Source organism: Dyadobacter sp. BE31 (assembly GCF_031457695.1).
Taxonomy (GTDB): domain Bacteria; phylum Bacteroidota; class Bacteroidia; order Cytophagales; family Spirosomataceae; genus Dyadobacter.
Map to the genome: position 1 here is coordinate 1,403,999 of NZ_JAVDXA010000002.1, position 17,637 is coordinate 1,421,635.

The 17,637-nt window shown below is 49.7% G+C and carries 15 protein-coding genes; 10 read left to right on the forward strand and 5 right to left on the reverse strand.

Translation table 11 applies throughout. The features are described from left to right. Positions 1-158 precede the first annotated feature (158 nt). Together J2Y43_RS14545 and J2Y43_RS14550 are read right to left on the reverse strand one after the other, a co-directional pair. Positions 159-1,040 carry a bestrophin family ion channel gene (locus J2Y43_RS14545; RefSeq protein ID WP_309983781.1) on the reverse strand — a complete coding sequence of 294 codons (882 nt, stop codon included), beginning with the start codon at positions 1,038-1,040 and terminating at the stop codon, positions 159-161. After that, positions 1,037-1,624: a 3'-5' exonuclease gene (locus tag J2Y43_RS14550; RefSeq protein ID WP_223408939.1), complete on the reverse strand. Its 588-nt coding sequence runs from the start codon at positions 1,622-1,624 to the stop codon at positions 1,037-1,039. Before J2Y43_RS14550 ends, J2Y43_RS14545 begins: the two co-directional genes overlap by 4 nt. Positions 1,625-1,746: 122 nt before the next feature. Between J2Y43_RS14550 and nspC the strand changes: the two genes are divergently transcribed. Further along, positions 1,747-2,904: a carboxynorspermidine decarboxylase gene (nspC, locus tag J2Y43_RS14555; RefSeq protein WP_309983783.1), complete on the forward strand. Its 1,158-nt coding sequence runs from the start codon at positions 1,747-1,749 to the stop codon at positions 2,902-2,904. 147 nt (positions 2,905-3,051) lie between these two features. Here the strand turns inward: nspC and J2Y43_RS14560 are convergent, their stop codons facing one another. Then, positions 3,052-3,951, reverse strand: coding sequence for a PIG-L family deacetylase (locus J2Y43_RS14560; RefSeq protein WP_309983785.1), 900 nt, complete (start codon positions 3,949-3,951; stop codon positions 3,052-3,054). A 194-nt stretch (positions 3,952-4,145) separates the two neighbouring features. On the opposite strand from J2Y43_RS14560, the gene J2Y43_RS14565 reads away from it, so the two are divergent. From J2Y43_RS14565 to J2Y43_RS14585, 5 genes are all read left to right on the forward strand, one after another. After that, the gene (locus J2Y43_RS14565) at positions 4,146-5,810 is read left to right on the forward strand and encodes a CTP synthase (RefSeq protein ID WP_309983787.1); all 1,665 of its coding nucleotides are present in this window, start codon (positions 4,146-4,148) and stop codon (positions 5,808-5,810) included. Between the two features lie 87 nt (positions 5,811-5,897). Continuing rightward, entirely contained in the window at positions 5,898-7,706 is a 1,809-nt protein-coding gene (gene yidC, locus J2Y43_RS14570; RefSeq protein ID WP_309983789.1) for a membrane protein insertase YidC, read from the forward strand. Positions 7,707-7,827: 121 nt separating this feature from the next. Continuing rightward, on the forward strand, positions 7,828-9,531 hold the full coding sequence (locus J2Y43_RS14575) for an ABC transporter substrate-binding protein (RefSeq protein WP_309983791.1): 1,704 nt from the start codon (positions 7,828-7,830) through the stop codon (positions 9,529-9,531). Positions 9,532-9,551: 20 nt separating this feature from the next. After that, complete coding sequence (gene hemL, locus J2Y43_RS14580) at positions 9,552-10,844, forward strand: glutamate-1-semialdehyde 2,1-aminomutase (RefSeq protein ID WP_309983794.1); 1,293 nt, start codon at positions 9,552-9,554, stop codon at positions 10,842-10,844. Positions 10,845-11,138: 294 nt separating this feature from the next. Then, positions 11,139-12,155, forward strand: coding sequence for a glycosyltransferase (locus J2Y43_RS14585; RefSeq protein WP_309983796.1), 1,017 nt, complete (start codon positions 11,139-11,141; stop codon positions 12,153-12,155). A gap of 320 nt (positions 12,156-12,475) precedes the next feature. On the opposite strand, the gene J2Y43_RS14590 is transcribed toward J2Y43_RS14585, so the two are convergent. Beyond that, positions 12,476-13,246: a class I SAM-dependent methyltransferase gene (locus J2Y43_RS14590; protein ID WP_309983798.1), complete on the reverse strand. Its 771-nt coding sequence runs from the start codon at positions 13,244-13,246 to the stop codon at positions 12,476-12,478. A gap of 110 nt (positions 13,247-13,356) precedes the next feature. Here J2Y43_RS14590 and J2Y43_RS14595 point away from each other — a divergent pair, with 110 nt between their 5' ends. Then, positions 13,357-13,683, forward strand: a complete 327-nt coding sequence (locus J2Y43_RS14595; protein WP_223401445.1) for a hypothetical protein — start codon at positions 13,357-13,359, stop codon at positions 13,681-13,683. A 35-nt stretch (positions 13,684-13,718) separates the two neighbouring features. On the opposite strand, the gene J2Y43_RS14600 is transcribed toward J2Y43_RS14595, so the two are convergent. Beyond that, positions 13,719-13,871, reverse strand: coding sequence for a hypothetical protein (locus J2Y43_RS14600; protein WP_015810647.1), 153 nt, complete (start codon positions 13,869-13,871; stop codon positions 13,719-13,721). Between the two features lie 144 nt (positions 13,872-14,015). On the opposite strand from J2Y43_RS14600, the gene hisS reads away from it, so the two are divergent. The 3 genes from hisS to hisD are packed head-to-tail and all read left to right on the forward strand — an operon-like array spanning position 14,016 to position 17,590. After that, positions 14,016-15,386: a histidine--tRNA ligase gene (gene hisS, locus J2Y43_RS14605; RefSeq protein ID WP_309983804.1), complete on the forward strand. Its 1,371-nt coding sequence runs from the start codon at positions 14,016-14,018 to the stop codon at positions 15,384-15,386. A gap of 47 nt (positions 15,387-15,433) precedes the next feature. Then, positions 15,434-16,297 carry an ATP phosphoribosyltransferase gene (gene hisG / locus J2Y43_RS14610; protein ID WP_223401443.1) on the forward strand — a complete coding sequence of 288 codons (864 nt, stop codon included), beginning with the start codon at positions 15,434-15,436 and terminating at the stop codon, positions 16,295-16,297. A 24-nt stretch (positions 16,298-16,321) separates the two neighbouring features. Then, positions 16,322-17,590, forward strand: a complete 1,269-nt coding sequence (hisD, locus tag J2Y43_RS14615; protein WP_309983806.1) for a histidinol dehydrogenase — start codon at positions 16,322-16,324, stop codon at positions 17,588-17,590. The last annotated feature ends 47 nt before the right edge of the window (positions 17,591-17,637 follow it).

Consider the following 17,637-nt stretch of genomic DNA (forward strand, 5'->3'; position numbering starts at 1 on the left):
AGCGAGTGGGAAAATCAGGGTGCGGTGGAAACCGATTTTTACAAAAAAGTTGAGCAGGGGCCAAAACTCACTTTAAATGCGATCCTGTGAAAATCCCGGAAAAATTTTAGATTTTAATCAGTTTCTAATTAGTTTCTAATGATTCCGGGATTTCAGGACTATTTGAGCAATGCGCGGGTCGTTGTGTGAATGCCTTTGCATATGCGCTCCATGGGCAGGTCGTTGCTGTCGTCGCCAAACGGGTCTTCGATTTCCTCGGCGATTACTTCCAGGCTCGCGAGGATGTAGAATACGAACATCACGAACGGAATGACGAGGAAATGCAGGCTAAACACATACCCGATGGGCAGCGTGAGGCAGTAAATGAAGATGAATTTCTTGATGAATGAGCTGTAAGACAGCGGAATAGGGGTATTCTTAATCCGCTCGCAGGCGCCGCAGATATTCGTAAAGCCTTCGAGCTCATGGTTCAATATAATGGTATGCTCGGGGAGTAATGCACCGTTTCTTTGCAGCTCGATCACTTTGGCAAACAATGCGGCGGCGATCTGGTTGGGAACATGATCCGTCGCGATCAGGGCTGATTTCTTAAAAAGTGCCGAATCGTCGAACTCTTCCGAAATGTAGGTGTTCCGCAAATGGTTTTTCAATGCGAATGCGTAGTTCGGGATCATCTTGGTAAAAAACTCGCGCTCCGCGGCATGTTCCGGGCCGATCAGCGCCGCCAGTTTCAATGCGAGGTTGCGGCTGCCGTTCACGAGCGATCCCCATTGCTTGCGCCCTTCCCACCAGCGGTCATAGGCGGTGTTGGTCCGGAACACGAGCAGCATAGAAATTACAAAGCCCAGCAGCGAGTGCATGAGGGAGATGTTTTTCAGGTCGTTGTTCTCGGTAATTTTGAAGTGTATGATGATAATGTACGCGACCACGCTGGAATAGGCCGCCATGGTAAGGATCATCGGCGCGAGTTTGCGCACGGTATCGGCCTTCTGGAAATAGAAAATGTAACGAAACCACTCTTTGGGGTTGTAATCGATCATATGAGTTTGACGTGGTCGATGAGCTTGAAAAATTCTTTAAAGCATTTGGCAGTAAGGCGGGCGTCTTCCAATGCATTGTGCGTTTCCTCCTCCCGCTCGAACCCAAAATAGCTTGCCACCGAGCCGAGGCTGAGCGAGCGCGGCACTTGTTTGCCGTTTTTTTCGAGGATTTGGAAGAACAGGTAGGAAACCGTGTGGAGGTCGAGCTGCTTGTTGGAGAAGCCCCATTTCATTTTTTCGTTGCGGTAGGCGAAGCGCAGGAAGTTGATGTCGTTGATTACGCTCTGGCCGCAAATGACCACATTCGCGAGACTGGGTTTGCCGACGTTCAGTTTTTTGATCCATTTTTCAAATTCAGGAAGCACGTCGTAAATCATCGGCGCGTCTTCCAGATCGTCGAGCGACAAGCCGTGTACTTCCTCCGATTTTACTGAAAATGCCTCCTCATTCTCCGGATACACATTTTGCAGGTACGTTCCGAGCGAGCGCCAGTTGTCGTCAAAAAACTCCGCTCCGATCTGGATAATCTCGTTCCAACCCGGCTCGGGCCCGGTCATTTCAATATCTAAAACAAGGAAGGACATAGGCAGGCTAGCGGGCTGTGTGAAAAATGGTCATGATTTGGAAACTCAAACTTATAGTTTTGTGTACAAAATTATGCAATCATTGCATGCAAGAAGATTCTACCAACACTCATTTATAGCAAATGGCTATTGATTTTAAAGAAATTCCGTCTCCCTGTTTCGTATTGGAAGAGGAGTTGCTCCGCAAGAACCTCGAATTGATCGACTCGGTCCAGAAGGCGGCGGGATGCCAGATTATCCTCGCGCTCAAAGGTTTCTCCATGTACAGCGCTTTCCCAATTGTGAAAGAATACCTTTCCGGAGCTACGGCCAGCTCGCTCAATGAGGTGAAGCTGATCAACGATTTTATGGGCTACCAGTCGCATACCTATATGCCTGCCTATCTCGACAGCGAGTTTGAGGAGATTATGCAGCGCAGCAGCCACATTACTTTTAATTCGCTCAGCCAATGGGAGCGGTTCCAGGGCAGGGTAGAGGCATACAAGGCGGCCAATCCCGGTAAGACGCTCTCGTGCGGTATCCGCGTGAACCCGCAGTATTCGGAGGTGGCCACGGACATGTATAACCCGTGCGTACCGGGCTCGCGCCTGGGCGTTACGCGCGACAAGCTGCCCGACGAGCTTCCCGTAGGGATCGACGGCATTCACTTTCATACGCTGTGCGAAAATGGCAGCGACACTTTGGAGCGCACGCTTGCCGCATTGGAGGAAAGGTTCGGCGATTTGCTGCATCAGGCCAAGTGGCTCAACATGGGGGGCGGTCACCTCATGACAAGAGAAGGATATGATATTAGTAAGCTAATCAAATTAGTTAGTACTATCGAGGAAAAGTACAACCTGGAAGTAATCCTCGAACCGGGTTCTGCCATCGCCTGGCGCACCGGAATATTGTACACGACCGTGCTCGATGTGCTCGATAGCCAGGGCATCGACGTGGCTATCCTGGATACCTCTTTCGCGGCGCATATGCCGGACACATTGGAGATGCCTTACAAGCCCGCTATCCGCGGTGCATACCAGGAGCCGGTGGAAGGAAAACCGACTTACAGACTGGGAGGAATGACCTGTCTCGCAGGCGACTACATGGGCGACTATTCGTTCGATAAGTCCCTTGAAATTGGCGATAGAATCATATTTGAGGATATGATCCACTATACCATGGTGAAGACGACAACATTTAACGGCGTTAATTTACCGTCCATCGGTATATGGAAAGCTGACCAAAAATTTCAGCTTGTACGCTCTTACGGCTACGAAAGTTTCAAAGACAGGTTATCGTAGTAAGAGTAAACTGATTTGTGAGTGTCGGTTACTTGTGGCTTGAAGCGATTCGCGGAAATGTACTAATGATTGAATGACCGAATGATTGAATGACTGAATAGTTTTCTCCCAAAATATTCGGTCATTCAATCATTCAGTCATTCAAAATTAATTCTTCGGCAGCATCGGAAACAACCTCCTCACTTCCTCTGCATTCGGCTGCTTCCCGTACTCGGTGATTTCGAAAACCTCTACATATTTTACCTTCTCGGCCTTCTCCGTACCGTACCATTTTTCGAGCGATGCCTTGATTTCCGGGGTCACGGAAGAGCGTCTTTCCATGGATGTGAGGAGCCACTTTTTGCGCTCGACGACATCTTTGGGGACGTTAGCAAGATCACCATTTGTCCAAGGGAGCCACTCATAAAATTGGGAAACGTGTGCATCCAATCCGTCCACTTTTTTAGCAAGGGTTTCGGTGATATCGATGGCAATATCCGGGCGGAACGGGTTCGGTCTTTGAAAACGATCCCGGAAATAGAGGAAAACCGGGTTCTTCGTGAGCGGAGGCACACTGCTTAAAATGTTCGGCACAATTACCAGGTACGCGGCATCCTGCACCACCACGCCTGTATTGCGGTGGTCGGGATGGTAATCGTTCGTACGCGGCGCTATCACCACGTCGGCATTCCATTCGCGGATTTTACGGATCACTGCGAGGCGGTTTTCGAGAGTAGGGAAGAGCTCGCCGTCGTGGTTGTCGAGAATGTCGTATTGGATTCCCCAGCGGCGTGCAGCTTCCTGTGCTTCTTTGTAGCGGCGATTAGCCAATTCTCCGCCGCCGATATCCTGGTGACCTTTGTCGCCGTTGGTAAGGGAAACGAACTTTACTTTGTGGCCCATCGAGGAATAGATGGAGGCAATGCCGCCGGCGCCGAGATCGCAGTCGTCGGGGTGGGCACCGAAGACGATAATGTTGAGCGGTTTGTTCGGATCCGCGGCCGTTTGCGCCCAGGCAGTGGCGCCGCAAAATAGCAATGCGGGAAGGAGTAATAGCTTTTTTAGCATTTCCATTAAGGTTTTAGTGGTTTGGAACAAGTGCAAAATAGAAATTTATATTTTGAAAAAATTATATTTGATAACTCGCCAGACTTCCAAGGTCTTACTGTTTTCCAGCTAAATATTTAAACAGGCCCCGCTTAGATTCTTCTAATAATCCTGTATCTTTGTATCCCGTAATCATAGAAAAACAGCAAAGTCTTATGGCTTCCAAAGCACGAAAGACCGCTAAGTACATTTTCGTTACGGGCGGTGTTACATCTTCACTTGGCAAGGGAATCATTGCCTCATCACTAGCTAAATTACTACAAGCGAGAGGCCTCTCAGTCACAATCCAAAAATTTGACCCGTATCTCAACATCGATCCGGGAACCATGAACCCTTACGAGCACGGTGAATGCTACGTAACAGACGATGGAGCCGAAACCGATCTCGACCTTGGGCATTATGAGCGTTTCCTGAACGTTCGCACTTCACAAGCCAACAACGTTACAACAGGGCGTATCTACCACAACGTTATTACCGCCGAGCGTCGCGGCGACTTCCTTGGAAAAACCGTACAGGTGGTTCCGCACATTACCGACGAGCTGAAAAGAAACATGCTGTTGCTGGGCCAGTCCGGCGATTACGATATTGTGATTACGGAAATCGGTGGTTGCGTGGGGGATATCGAGTCCCTGCCGTTCCTGGAAGCGGTTCGTCAGGTGAAATTCGAAATGGATGAGCAAGACACGCTCGTAATCCACCTTACATTGATCCCTTACCTGAACTCCGCCGGCGAGCTGAAAACCAAGCCGACCCAACACTCGGTAAGAATGTTGCAGGAATCGGGTATCCAGCCGGATATCCTCGTGTGCCGCACCGAGCACCCGCTGCCTTATGACATCCGCAAGAAAATTGCATTGTTCTGTAACGTGCAGGTGAACTCGGTGATTGAAGCGATGGACGCAGATACCATTTACGCTGTGCCTTTGCTGATGCTGAAAGAGCGCCTTGACCAGCGTGCATTATATATGCTCGACATTTATAATGACAAGGACGTGGACCTCGAATCGTGGAAGACCTTCCTTTCCCGCCTGAAAAACCCGATCGACTCGGTTCGCATTGGTTTGGTAGGTAAATATGTGGAACTGCACGACGCGTATAAATCGATCGTGGAGTCGTTTATCCATGCCGGTGCAGCCAACGAATGCAAGGTGAATATAGAATGGATCCACTCCGAAAGCCTTACGGCAGAGAATGCGGTGGAAAAACTGGAAAACCTGGATGGTGTACTCGTTGCTCCGGGCTTCGGCGAGCGTGGTATCGAGGGCAAGATTGCCGCGATCCAGTATGTACGTGAAAACAACATTCCTTTCTTCGGTATCTGCCTCGGTATGCAAATGGCCGTGATCGAATACGCGCGTAACGTGATCGGCTGGGAGAATGCGCATTCGGTTGAAATGGATGCAACCACTTCACATCCGGTGATCCACCTGATGAAAGATCAGAAGGATGTTTCCAACAAAGGAGGTACCATGCGTTTGGGCGCTTATCCGTGCCGCATCAAAAAAGACACATTGGCCCACAAAATCTACGGCAAGACCAATATCAGCGAGCGTCACCGCCACCGCTACGAGTTCAACAATAAGTATCTCAAAGAATTCGATGAAAAAGGTCTGGTAGCTACCGGTATCAATCCCGACAACAACCTGGTTGAAATGGTGGAAATGCCTTCGCACCCATTCTATATCGGCGTACAGTTCCACCCTGAGCTGAAAAGCACGGTGATGAACCCGCATCCGATCTTCGTGAATTTCGTGGCTGCGGCATTGGCCTATTCTACGCAGAAAAGATCCGTAGGAGCCCTGACATCAGTTTCCCACTGATCACATTTTAAGGCCTGTTAAGCGAAAAAACTTGTTACCTTTGCCGCCTTACAAGCGGTATGTTATTTCAACAATTTAAAGTAAATAATGGATAAAAATTTTGTAATCGGCCTGGTCTTGATCATGCTGATGCTGATAGGCTACCAGGTACTGGTTCCGAAACCTGTGGAACCCACGCCGGTAGCGGAGGTGAAGAAAGCGGCTGCCAAGCCTGCGTCTGTCGCTTCGGATACTACCCAAAATTCCTCACAATCAGTTGATTCCACTGTTGTTCCTCAAAAGGACCTGGTAATCGAAACGAAGGACGCCCGCGTGGTATTCACCAACAAGGGTGGGGTAATGAAAGAGGTAATGTTGAAAAACTACAAAACCTACGATCAGAAACCACTTTACCTGATTGCCGAAAAACACAACAATTTCCAGATCGATTTGCCGACGCAAACCGGGGATGTGAGACTGACCAACCAGACTTTCACCACCGATGCGCAGGACCGTACACTCGCTGAGGGCGATTCGGCGGTGATCACTTACCGGGCGACACTGAAAAATAACCAGACCGTAGAGCAGACTTACGTTGTACGCGGAAGCGGTTATGTGATCGATTACGGCATCAAGGTGAATGGTGCATTGCCAGCCAATAAGTCGGTAGAGTTCCACTGGGATAACGACCTGTTGCAACTGGAAAACGATATGAAGAAAAACCGTGAAGTGGTTACCGTTAACTACTACACGGACGAGCTGAAAAGCCTTCCTACGAGCCCCACTTCCAATGAAGAGGAAAAAACGGCTGACCCCGTTAAGTGGTTTACCATTAAGCATAAATACTTCCTCGCAGGTCTGATTGCGGAAAAACAACCGCTCACGAACGTTACCATGCGTGCGAATGTGAATGCAGAAGACTCGGTGATCGTGAAAAACATGAACATCTTCGCGGGTATCCCGACGGCCGCTGTTCAGAAAGGGGAGGCGAACTTCCAGTTTTACCTCGGACCTAACGAATACCACATTGTAGACAAAGTAAAGGCGGAGAACTTCGACCAGAACGTGTACCTCGGTTATGCATTCCTGAAACCGATCAACAAGTTTTTCCTCGTTCCGCTTTTCAACCTGCTCGAAGGATTTGTGAGCAACTATGGCTTGCTGATCATTCTCCTGGTACTGTTTGTTAAAACGTTGCTGACACCGCTGACTTACAAATCGTACATCAGCATGGCGAAAATGCGGATCCTGGCGCCTGAGCTGGAACAGATCCGCGAGGCGAACAAAGACGATATCGCGAAGCAGCAGCAGGAGCAAATGAAGCTTTACCAGCAGGTAGGCGTGAGCCCGCTGAGCGGATGTGTACCGGTACTGGCCACCATGCCGATCCTGTTCTCGCTCTTCTTCCTCTTCCCGAACCTGATTGAGCTGCGCCAGCAATCGTTCCTCTGGGCAAGCGACCTTTCGACTTACGACTCGTTCTTCAAGCTGCCGTTCAATGTGCCTTTCGGCATCGGTAACCACATCAGCTTGTTCACGATCCTGATGACGGCGTCCAGCATTGGTTATGCCTACTACAACAACCAGAACACGCCAACCCAGCCAGGTCCGGTGAATATGAAGGCGCTGGGTTATGTGATGCCGCTGATGTTCATGTTCATCCTGAACTCTTTCCCGGCTGGTTTGACATTCTATTATTTTGTTTCAAACATCGTTACCATCGCGCAGCAGCTGCTCATCAAGCGCTTCGTCAATGAGGATAAAATCAAGAACATCCTCGAAGAGAACCGCAAGAAGAACGCTACCGGCGAGAAGAAGCAGAACAAATTCCAGAAGTATCTTGAAAAGTCTTTGCAGGCTGCGGAAGAGGCGAAAAAGAAGCAGGCTGAATTAGAGAAAAAGACCAAAAAGAAATAAAAGGTTTTTCAGATCGTAATAATAAAGGGCAATGTTCCAGTTGGGATATTGCCCGTTTTTTTCCATTTTGGGCTGATTTTTGCAGCTAAAAGATCACCACAATCTTGACCCCGAAATCCTGATGAGAGTTATCTTTTTTTTGATTTTGACAGTTTCTATCGGCTTGTACCAGCCGTCATTCGGGCAGAGCAACGCCCAGGCGGAAAGCAGGTACCGGTCGGCCCTGGCAGATTACAAACAAGGTAAATACGCGATGGCGATGGAGAAGTTCTATCCCATGACGAGCGTGAATGCGAAAACGGCCTATTCGCCTTATGCGCATTATTATTATGCATTGAGCGCCTACCAGCTGAAACGTTATAAGGATGCCAAACCGATGCTGCTGCAATTGCAGAGCCGGTATCCGGGTTGGAATAAGATCAATGATGTGTATTACCTGCTGGGCGCGGTAAGCCTCGCCAACGGGCAGATCAACGACGGCCTCGACCAGTTAGCCAGAATTAAGGAATCTTCCCTGAACAAAGATGTGCAGGCATTGAAGCAGCATCATTTGGGCGCTATCAGGGATTTCCTGAAACTGAAAGACCTGCAAAAGCAATATCCTTCCGACCGAGACATTGCATTGATGGTTTACCAATCCATTCAGGCCGCCCGCACACCTGCGCAAGGCGACCTGGCTTATGCCGAGCAGCTGGACAAGCAATTCAAATTCCGCAAAAATGAAAAGGTAGAAGAGGCGCCGAAGCGCAGCACCCCGAAGTCGGACACGCAATGGACGAAAGGTTACCTGGATGTGGCGGTACTGCTGCCGTTCCGGCTGGATGAGTTCCACACTTCCAAACGTCGTTCGAACCAGTTTGCTTACGATTACTACCTGGGCCTGACCGTGGCGAAAGAGCAGCTTCAAACGGAGGGAATCACTGTAAACCTGTGGGCTTACGATGTAAGCAACGATGCCAAAAGCATGCAGGCCATTGCTGATAACAAGAATTTCCAGCTTTCAGACATGATCATCGGGCCATTGTATCCCGGTACTTTTGATGTGGCAGCCGATTTTGTTTCCGGAAGCAACGCCATTATGCTCAATCCGCTGTCGACCGACGGCGCCTTGCTGAAAAGCGGAAACATTTACCTCGGCCATCCTTCCATTAGCTATCAGACCCAGAAAGCTGCCCAGTGGATGCGTACCCTTTCGCCCGGCCTTAACACCGTAATTTACTACGGTAACACTGCCAAGGATTCCGTCATGGCCGCTTCCTACGCTACCGAATGGAAAGCCAAAGGCGGGAAAGTAATGTCCATTACCCGCATCCAGCCCGACCGCGAATCGCTGGAAAGCAAAGTACCTTCATTTGAAACCAACAAACCGGCGCATATCGCATTGTTTTCGTCGGATGGCGAATCGGGCGGGAACCTGATCGAAGTTTTGAACGGCCGTAAATTGAATACGCTGCCGGTTCTGGCGACTTCGACGAGCTTCAATACCCAACAGTCGAGATTGTCGCGCTACGGCACGCGGTTAACATTGCTCGATGCGGATTATGTGGATCGCGAGAAGGAGACGATCCGCATATTCCAGAAGAATTATTATGCCAAAACCAGTACTTTCCCTTCGGTATATTCCTACCAGGGCTACGACCAGCTGCTTTTCTTCGCGCGGATGCTTTCCAAATACAGGGACAAGCTTCCTGCCGGTCTGCAATCGCGGAAATTCGGTAGTGAGGAATACCTGCTCTCGGGCTTTGATTATACCAAAGCGAACGAAAACCAGATTACACCTGTCCTGAAATACAGCGGCTCCAAATGGGTGCCTGTGGACAGATAATACCAACCTTTTTTAACAGAATGAATACTTCAACCAGCCAGCAACTTTTCGCAAAAGCACAAAATTATATTCCAGGAGGCGTGAACTCGCCTGTACGCGCATTCCGCGCAGTAGGCGGTACTCCAATATTCATTAAATCGGCCAAAGGGCCTTACATCTACGACGAGGACGGCAACGAATACATCGAGCTGATCAACTCCTGGGGGCCGATGATCCTCGGCCACGGGCATGAACTGATCCAGAAAGCTGTTTCGGACGCGATCCAGCATTCATTTTCTTTCGGCGCACCTACGCGCAGGGAAGTGGAGATCGCGGAACTGATCGTGTCCATGGTGCCGTCGATCGAGAAAGTGCGGATGGTGAACTCCGGTACCGAAGCCACGATGTCGGCCATACGCGTCGCACGCGGGTACACGGGACGCGATAAAATCATCAAATTCGAAGGCTGCTACCACGGCCACGGCGATAGCTTCCTGATTGCAGCGGGCAGTGGTGCAGTAACGTTCGGCACGCCGGATAGCCCGGGCGTGACCAAAGGTGTTGCCAACGATACGCTGACCGCCCCTTATAACGACCTCGAAGCCGTGCAGCAGCTCGTGGATGCCAACAAAGGGCAGATCGCCGCGCTGATCCTCGAACCGGTAGTAGGTAATATGGGTTGCGTGCTTCCGAAAGAGGGCTTTTTACAAGGTTTACGCCGCATTTGCGATGAAGAAGGCATTGTACTGATCCTTGACGAAGTCATGACCGGCTTCCGTCTTTCGAAGGGCGGAGCGCAGGAAAGATTCGGAATTACGCCGGATTTAACAACGTTAGGAAAAATAATAGGTGGAGGAATGCCTGTGGGCGCCTATGGCGGCAAGGCAGAGATTATGAACTACGTCTCGCCGGCCGGTCCGGTTTACCAAGCTGGTACGCTTTCCGGCAACCCAATCGCGATGGCAGCGGGCTACACGATGCTTACTTATTTGAATGAGCATCCCGAAGTGTATACCCAACTCGAAAATGCGGGTAACAAGTTGGCAACCGGTTTCCGTAATTCAATGGAAAAGTTGGGTTTGAAATACACCTTGAACCATATCGGTTCCATGTATACGCTGTTCTTCACACCGAATGCGGTAACCGATTTCCCGTCGGCCAAGTCTTCAGACCTGCCGCTTTTCGGTAAGTATTTCCATGCGATGCTGAACAGAGGCATTTACATGGGGCCAAGCCAGTTTGAGGCGATGTTCCTGTCGACGGCGCTGACGGACGCGCATTTGGATCGGATCATCGCAGCGAATGAAGAAGCATTGTTAGAAACAACAGCCTAATCGCGTTGTAATATTGGTAGCATTTGAAAGATGAAGCAGTTTTAAAATCCCGTCAGGGATGCAACAACAATGTCGGTGGTTAATGCAAACGATTTGTTGTTACATGCCCAGGGGCATTTCAAAAACCGGTGTTGATGATGTCGAGCTACCGATATTACATGCCTAACGGCATTCAATCGTGTCGCCATTTGCTCATCGTCCGAGTCGAAATACATTAATTTTGAATGACTGAATGACCGAATAATTTTATTCAGTCATTCAGTCATTCAGTCATTCAATCATTCAAAATTAAAATTGAACTCACGCCGCTACTCGATCATCATCCCCGTTTACAACCGCCCCGACGAGTTGGAGGAACTTCTGACGTGCCTCACACGGCAGACTTACCGTAATTTCGAGGTAATAATCGTAGAAGACGGTTCCAAAATCAAAGCGGATGCAGTGGTAGCGTCTTTCGCGGACAAGCTCGACATCCATTACCATTACAAAGAAAACGGCGGTCAGGGCTTTGCCCGGAATCACGGTTTCGAGCGCGCTGCGGGCGATTACTTCATATTGTTGGATTCGGATGCGTTGATTGAACCGAACTACCTCGCCATCGTGGAGAACCGCCTAAATACCGATTATGTAGACCTCTACGGCGGGCCGGATACGGACCATCCGTCATTTACGCCCATTCAGAAGGCCATTAGTTACTCGATGACGTCGGTATTTACGACCGGCGGTATTCGGGGCAAGAAGAACAATATGGGCGGTACATTCCACCCGAGGAGCTTCAATATGGGCCTCTCGCGTAAGGTGTGGGAGCGCACGGGTGGGTTCCTGACAAGCCGGATGGGCGAGGATATCCTGTTCAGTATTGCGGCGCTGCGGCTCGGGTTTAAATCCGCATTGATTCCCGAGGCATTTATTTACCACAAACGCCGCACGCAATTCGGGGCATTTTTCAGGCAGCTCAAATTCTTCGGACGGGCACGCATCAACATCGCCCGCTACTACCCCGACGAGCTGAAACTCGTGCATACATTCCCGCTACTGTTCACGCTCGGCGTTTGCAGCATTCCGCTGTGGTACTTCATTTTCGAGCCGTTCTTTTACCTTGGATTGTGGCTCCTGGGCATTTACGTGGCCTTGCTGTTCATCGACGCATTGCGCAAAACGAAGAGCGTGGAAGTGGCATTTCTGAGCATTGGAGCAGCATTTACGCAGCTTTTTGGCTATGGAATCGGCTTTGTACAGGAAGGATGGAAGCGGCTCTGGGAAAACAAATCGCACCGGGAGACGGGGGCGGCGATTGAGTATCCGTCGTGATTTGGTCAGGTGTAGCCATTGATTGTCAGGTGTTGTCAGGAATTGTCAAGTGTGGTCAGGAGGAATAGTCATTGATTGTCATGTGTGGTCAGATTTAGTCAAGAATAGTTAAGAGTTTATAAATGAAAGAGGCAGTTTCGCAAGAAGCTGCCTCTTTCATTTATATCAATTATATCAATCCTTAATACAGTCACTGATTATTTCACAGCTATTGACAATCATTGACTACTCCTGACAATGAATGACAAAACATGACCACACCTGACTACTCCTGACAATGAATGACCACAACTAACTACACTTGACCATTCCTGACCTGACTATTTCTGACAGAAATACACAATCTCCTCGCCAGGCAATGAATACCGCTGCACTTCCGCCTTGCTCAACTCATCCATCACGAACCGGTCCTCGGTCACTTTGAAACCGCCTTTTTCGAGTTCACGGCCATAATTCCGGCCGAAGAGGCGCAGGTGGTCGTTTTGGAGGAAGTGGATTTCACGTTCCTTCGGATCGGTGATCGTCGGGTCTTCGTAGGTTACCTCGTATTTCATGTCCTGCGGGGATTGGATCAATGCCCAGCCCCCAGGTTTCAGTACGCGGTGCAATTCGCTCATGGCGAGAATATAGTCGTCTACGTGCTCCATCACGTGGTTGCAAATAGCGACGTCGAATGTATTTTCAGGGAAAGGGATTTGGTGAATGTCCATTTTCACCTTCGCGAGGGGTGACTCGATGTCGGCGGTAATGTAATCCAGGTTTTTCATCTGCTCGAAACGGTCGATGAAGCAGTACTCGGGCGCTACGTGCAGTACTTTGAGGTTAGCGGTATAGAAATTGGTTTTACGCTTCATGTAGAGCGCCATCAGGCGGTGGCGTTCGAGCGACAGGCAGCTGGGGCACAGTGCATTTTCGCGACTCGATGTATTGCGGCCGTAGGGGAGGAACTTGCGGTATTTGCTGTTGCACACCGGGCATTCCACCTTGTTGCCGATATAGAAGATGCTGAGTCCCCGCGCTGCCCAATGTCCGACGAGTTGGAGGTAGGGACGCGGAATGTAGCGCAGAACTAAACTAATGATGGATTTCATTAAACCAATTAACTAAAAATTAATAATTTTAGGATCATAACATCGAATAGCCTGAATAAATGATCCCCTCGATTGACCCGAAACCACCTGGTAAGCGACTGATAAAAAGAATGTCGACACGCACGAAATGGATGATTCTAGCTCCACTAGGCTTGTTGTTGTTCAGTTTTGGTCTTACCGTGCTCAGCGAAGCGGCGCATCAGCGACGCATTGGTGAGCCTACGCAGGTTTGGGTCGTTTTAGGCCTTTACAGTCTCGCATTAATCAACGGCGGGCTGATCATGTTCGGTGAAGCGCTCCGTTTCCGTATCCTGCTCGATGTCCGCCGCGAAACGCGCCGTAGTATGCGCCAGCTGCTGCGGAAGGTCAATCTGAAAGCCGCTTCGGGAAAAAGCAAATCCTCCAAAAAAGCAAAAAGCCCTACCAAAACAGATTGACAGGACTAGTTGGATAGCATTCCGAAGAGGCTTGATTATTTTTTATTTGCTTCGAATTGAGCCTTGATAGCCTCAACGTCAACATTGCGCACTTCTGGTTTGCGTAGAAGGTTTTTGATTTTAGCAGTGCGGTTGTTAGCAACTGCTTTGTTTCTGCGACCTTTACGTTTTAATTCCGTAACTCCCATTGTAAAAGTTTGTTTTGTGAAAGAGCCGCAAAATTAAGCATTTTAACGCAAATAATGCACGCAATAGTCATAAATATTGCATAACCTCTCCTAACTTTACGGTTTCATAGGCTATTAACAGCCGAAATCGATAGCATTATTATAATGAGTAAACCATCTCTTGCCCGCGGAACCCGTGACTTTGGTCCGGAGCAAATGGCAAAGCGTACTTTCATTTTCGACACCATCCGACGCTCTTTCCAACGATACGGCTTCCTGCCATTAGAAACTCCCGCATTCGAAAACCTGTCGGTACTGATGGGGAAATACGGCGAAGAGGGCGACCAGCTTTTATTTAAAATCCTAAACTCGGGCGATTTCAGCGGCAAGCTTACCGAAGCCGACTGGCAGGCGGGTTCCAAGCCATTAACGACGAAAATCTCCGAAAAAGGCTTACGTTATGACCTTACCGTGCCTTTCGCGCGCTACGTGGTGATGAACCGCGGTACGCTGGCCATGCCGTTCAAGCGGTACCAGATCCAACCCGTTTGGCGTGCCGATCGCCCGCAGAAAGGCCGTTATCGGGAGTTTTACCAATGCGATGCCGACGTGGTGGGTACCGATTCGCTGCTTTGCGAAGCGGAAATCGTGATGCTTTTGCATGATATCCTGCCTGCATTGGGTATTCAAGACTTTACCGTAAAGATCAATAACCGTAAAATCCTGACCGGCATTGCCGACATGATCGGTGCACACGGAATGGAAGGGCCGCTTTGTGTGGCGATTGATAAATTGGATAAAATCGGGAAAGAAAAGGTCGTTGAGGAACTCCTCGAACGCGGTTTCGCTTCTGATAGTATCGAGAAGCTCGAACCGATTTTCAGCCTGTCGGCCGACGAAGATCCATTTACCGAGCTGAAAAGCTGGCTGGCCGAATCGGAGGTTGCATTGAAAGGTATTCAGGAGCTGGAAGAGGTGTGGGCGATGGTGAAGATCCTGGGATTGGAAAATGCAAAGATCGAGTTCGACGTCACGCTTGCACGCGGGCTCTCGTATTATACGGGCGCGATTTTCGAAGTGAAGGCGCATCATGTGCAGATCGGCAGCATTTCGGGTGGTGGCCGCTACGATAACCTGACGGGCACTTTCGGTGTACCGGGTATTTCGGGCGTGGGCATTTCGCTCGGTGTCGACCGTATTTATGACGTAATGGAAGAACTGAACCTCTTCCCGGAAAGTCAGAAGACGAGTACCAAAGTAATGATTTCCAATTTCGATGAAGAGGCATTTACCTATGGCCTCTCGATTTTGCCGAAGTTCCGGAAAGCGGGTATTAACTCGGAGATCTATCCGGATTCGGTGAAGCTGAAAAAGCAGCTGGATTATGCCGATCGCAAGAGCATTCCATTTGTTGTTTTAATTGGTTCGGACGAAATCCAGTCGGGTTTGCTGACTTTGAAAAACATGAAAACCGGCGAGCAGCAGAAACTGAAAACGGAAGATATCATAACTTTGCTCAACCGGGAAGACCAATAACCCTAATTCAATACCGACAAACGGCTGCGTGAGCATCCTATAACTTTATGAATGATAATATTTTAAGAATTGCTATCCAGAAATCGGGCAGACTTAGTGAAGATTCTTTAAAACTGATCAAAGAATGCGGCATTCGTTTCGATAACGGTGCCGGTAAGCTTAAAACCGATGCTACGAACTTTCCAGCGGAGATTCTTTTCCTCCGTGACGACGATATTCCCGGTTATGTGGAAGACGGCGTGGCGCATCTGGGGATTGTAGGGGAGAACGTTTCGGAAGAGTCGTGCAAGGATGTGGACACCGTTCACAAGCTGGGCTTTTCGAAATGCCGGTTGTCGATCGGTGTTTTGCGTGAGGCGGAGTACAACGGCGTGCAGGACCTGCAAGGCAAAAGCATTGCGACTACTTACCCGCGTTTGCTGGAACAATATCTTAAATCTCATGATGTTACGGCTGATATCCACGAGATCAGCGGATCGGTGGAGATCGCGCCGAGCATTGGTTTGGCCGATGCCGTTTGCGATATCGTAAGCTCGGGCAGCACTTTGCTGAGCAACGGTTTGAAAGAAGTGGAAACGATTTTCCGCTCGGAAGCCGTAATGATCGCCAGCAAGCATCTTTCGCCGGTGCAGCAGGATTTGCTGGATCAACTTTTGTTCCGTATCAAATCGGTGCAGGTGGCGAAGAACAACAAATATATTTTGCTCAACTGCCCTGTGGACGCGGTGGAGAATATCACCAAGTTCCTGCCGGGCATGCGTTCTCCGACGATCCTGCCATTGGCGACGGAAGGCTGGTGCTCGCTGCATTCGGTGATCAACGAGAACGAGTTCTGGGAGAACATCGAAAAGATCCGCCAGGCCGGTGCAGAGGGGATTCTGGTGATCCCGATCGAGAAAATGATTGTTTAAGTACGGGGTTTTGATTCTGACATTATGAATATCATTCCATTTCCGGAAAGGGAACAATGGCCTGCATTGCTGGCCAGGCCCGTTCTGGAAGCCAAGGATATCGAAGCGCGGGTACTGCCCGTGCTCGAACAGGTAAAAAATGAAGGCGACGCGGGTATTAAAGCCCTCGCCCTGAAATTTGACAAAGTCGAACTGACCGACCTCGCATTTTCGGAAAAGGACATTGCCGAAGCGGGCGACAAGCTGGACGATGCATTGAAAGTGGCGATCGGGCAGGCCTACGAGAATATCTACAAATTCCACAAAGGGCAGCTGCAAGCGCCCGAGAAGGTGGAAACCATGCCCGGCGTTACCTGTTGGCGCAAAAGCGTGGGGATCGAGAAGGTGGGGATTTATATTCCGGGCGGTTCGGCCCCATTGTTCAGCACAGTATTGATGCTGGGTATTCCGGCACAAATTGCCGGTTGCAAGGAGGTTGTGCTTTGTACGCCGTCCGATCACCCGGCGATTTTGTACGCGGCTAAACTGGTGGGTGTTACCAAGGCATTTCGTATTGGTGGTGCGCAGGCGATTGCTGCGATGGCTTATGGTACAGAGAGCGTTCCTAAGGTTTACAAGATATTTGGCCCTGGAAACCAGTATGTTACTACTGCCAAAATGCTGGTAAGCAAAGAAGGCGTGGCGATTGATATGCCTGCCGGACCTTCGGAAGTGGCGATTTTGGCGGACGATACCGCATTACCTTGTTTCGTAGCGGCCGATTTGCTTTCTCAGGCCGAACACGGCGCCGACAGCCAGGTTTTACTCGTTTCTACCAGTAAAAAACTGCTTGCCTCGGTGAATATCGCATTGGCGGAGCAGCTGGAAGTGCTTCCCCGCAGGGACATTGCCGCGCAGGCGATGGCGAACAGCAAGGCGATCCTCGTCGAGACCGAGGACGAAGCCATTGAAATGCTGAACCAATATGCGGCGGAACACTTGATCCTCAGTATTGCCAACGCGGAAGAGGTGACCGAAAAGATTTACAATGCCGGCTCGATTTTCCTGGGCAACTACACGCCTGAGTCGTGCGGGGATTATGCTTCGGGTACCAACCACACATTGCCTACCAATGGCTATGCGCGGGCTTATAGCGGCGTTTCGGTCGATAGTTTTGTGAAAAAAATCACGGTTCAGCACATTACTGAGGAAGGTATCCGCAACATCGGACCGACCGTGGAAGCCATGGCCGCTGCCGAATCGCTCGATGCCCATAAGAATGCCGTGAGCATCCGATTGAAAAATCTTTTGTGAAAAATTTCAGAGCCGGGAAATTTGTCCTAAATTAGAGGACAAATTTC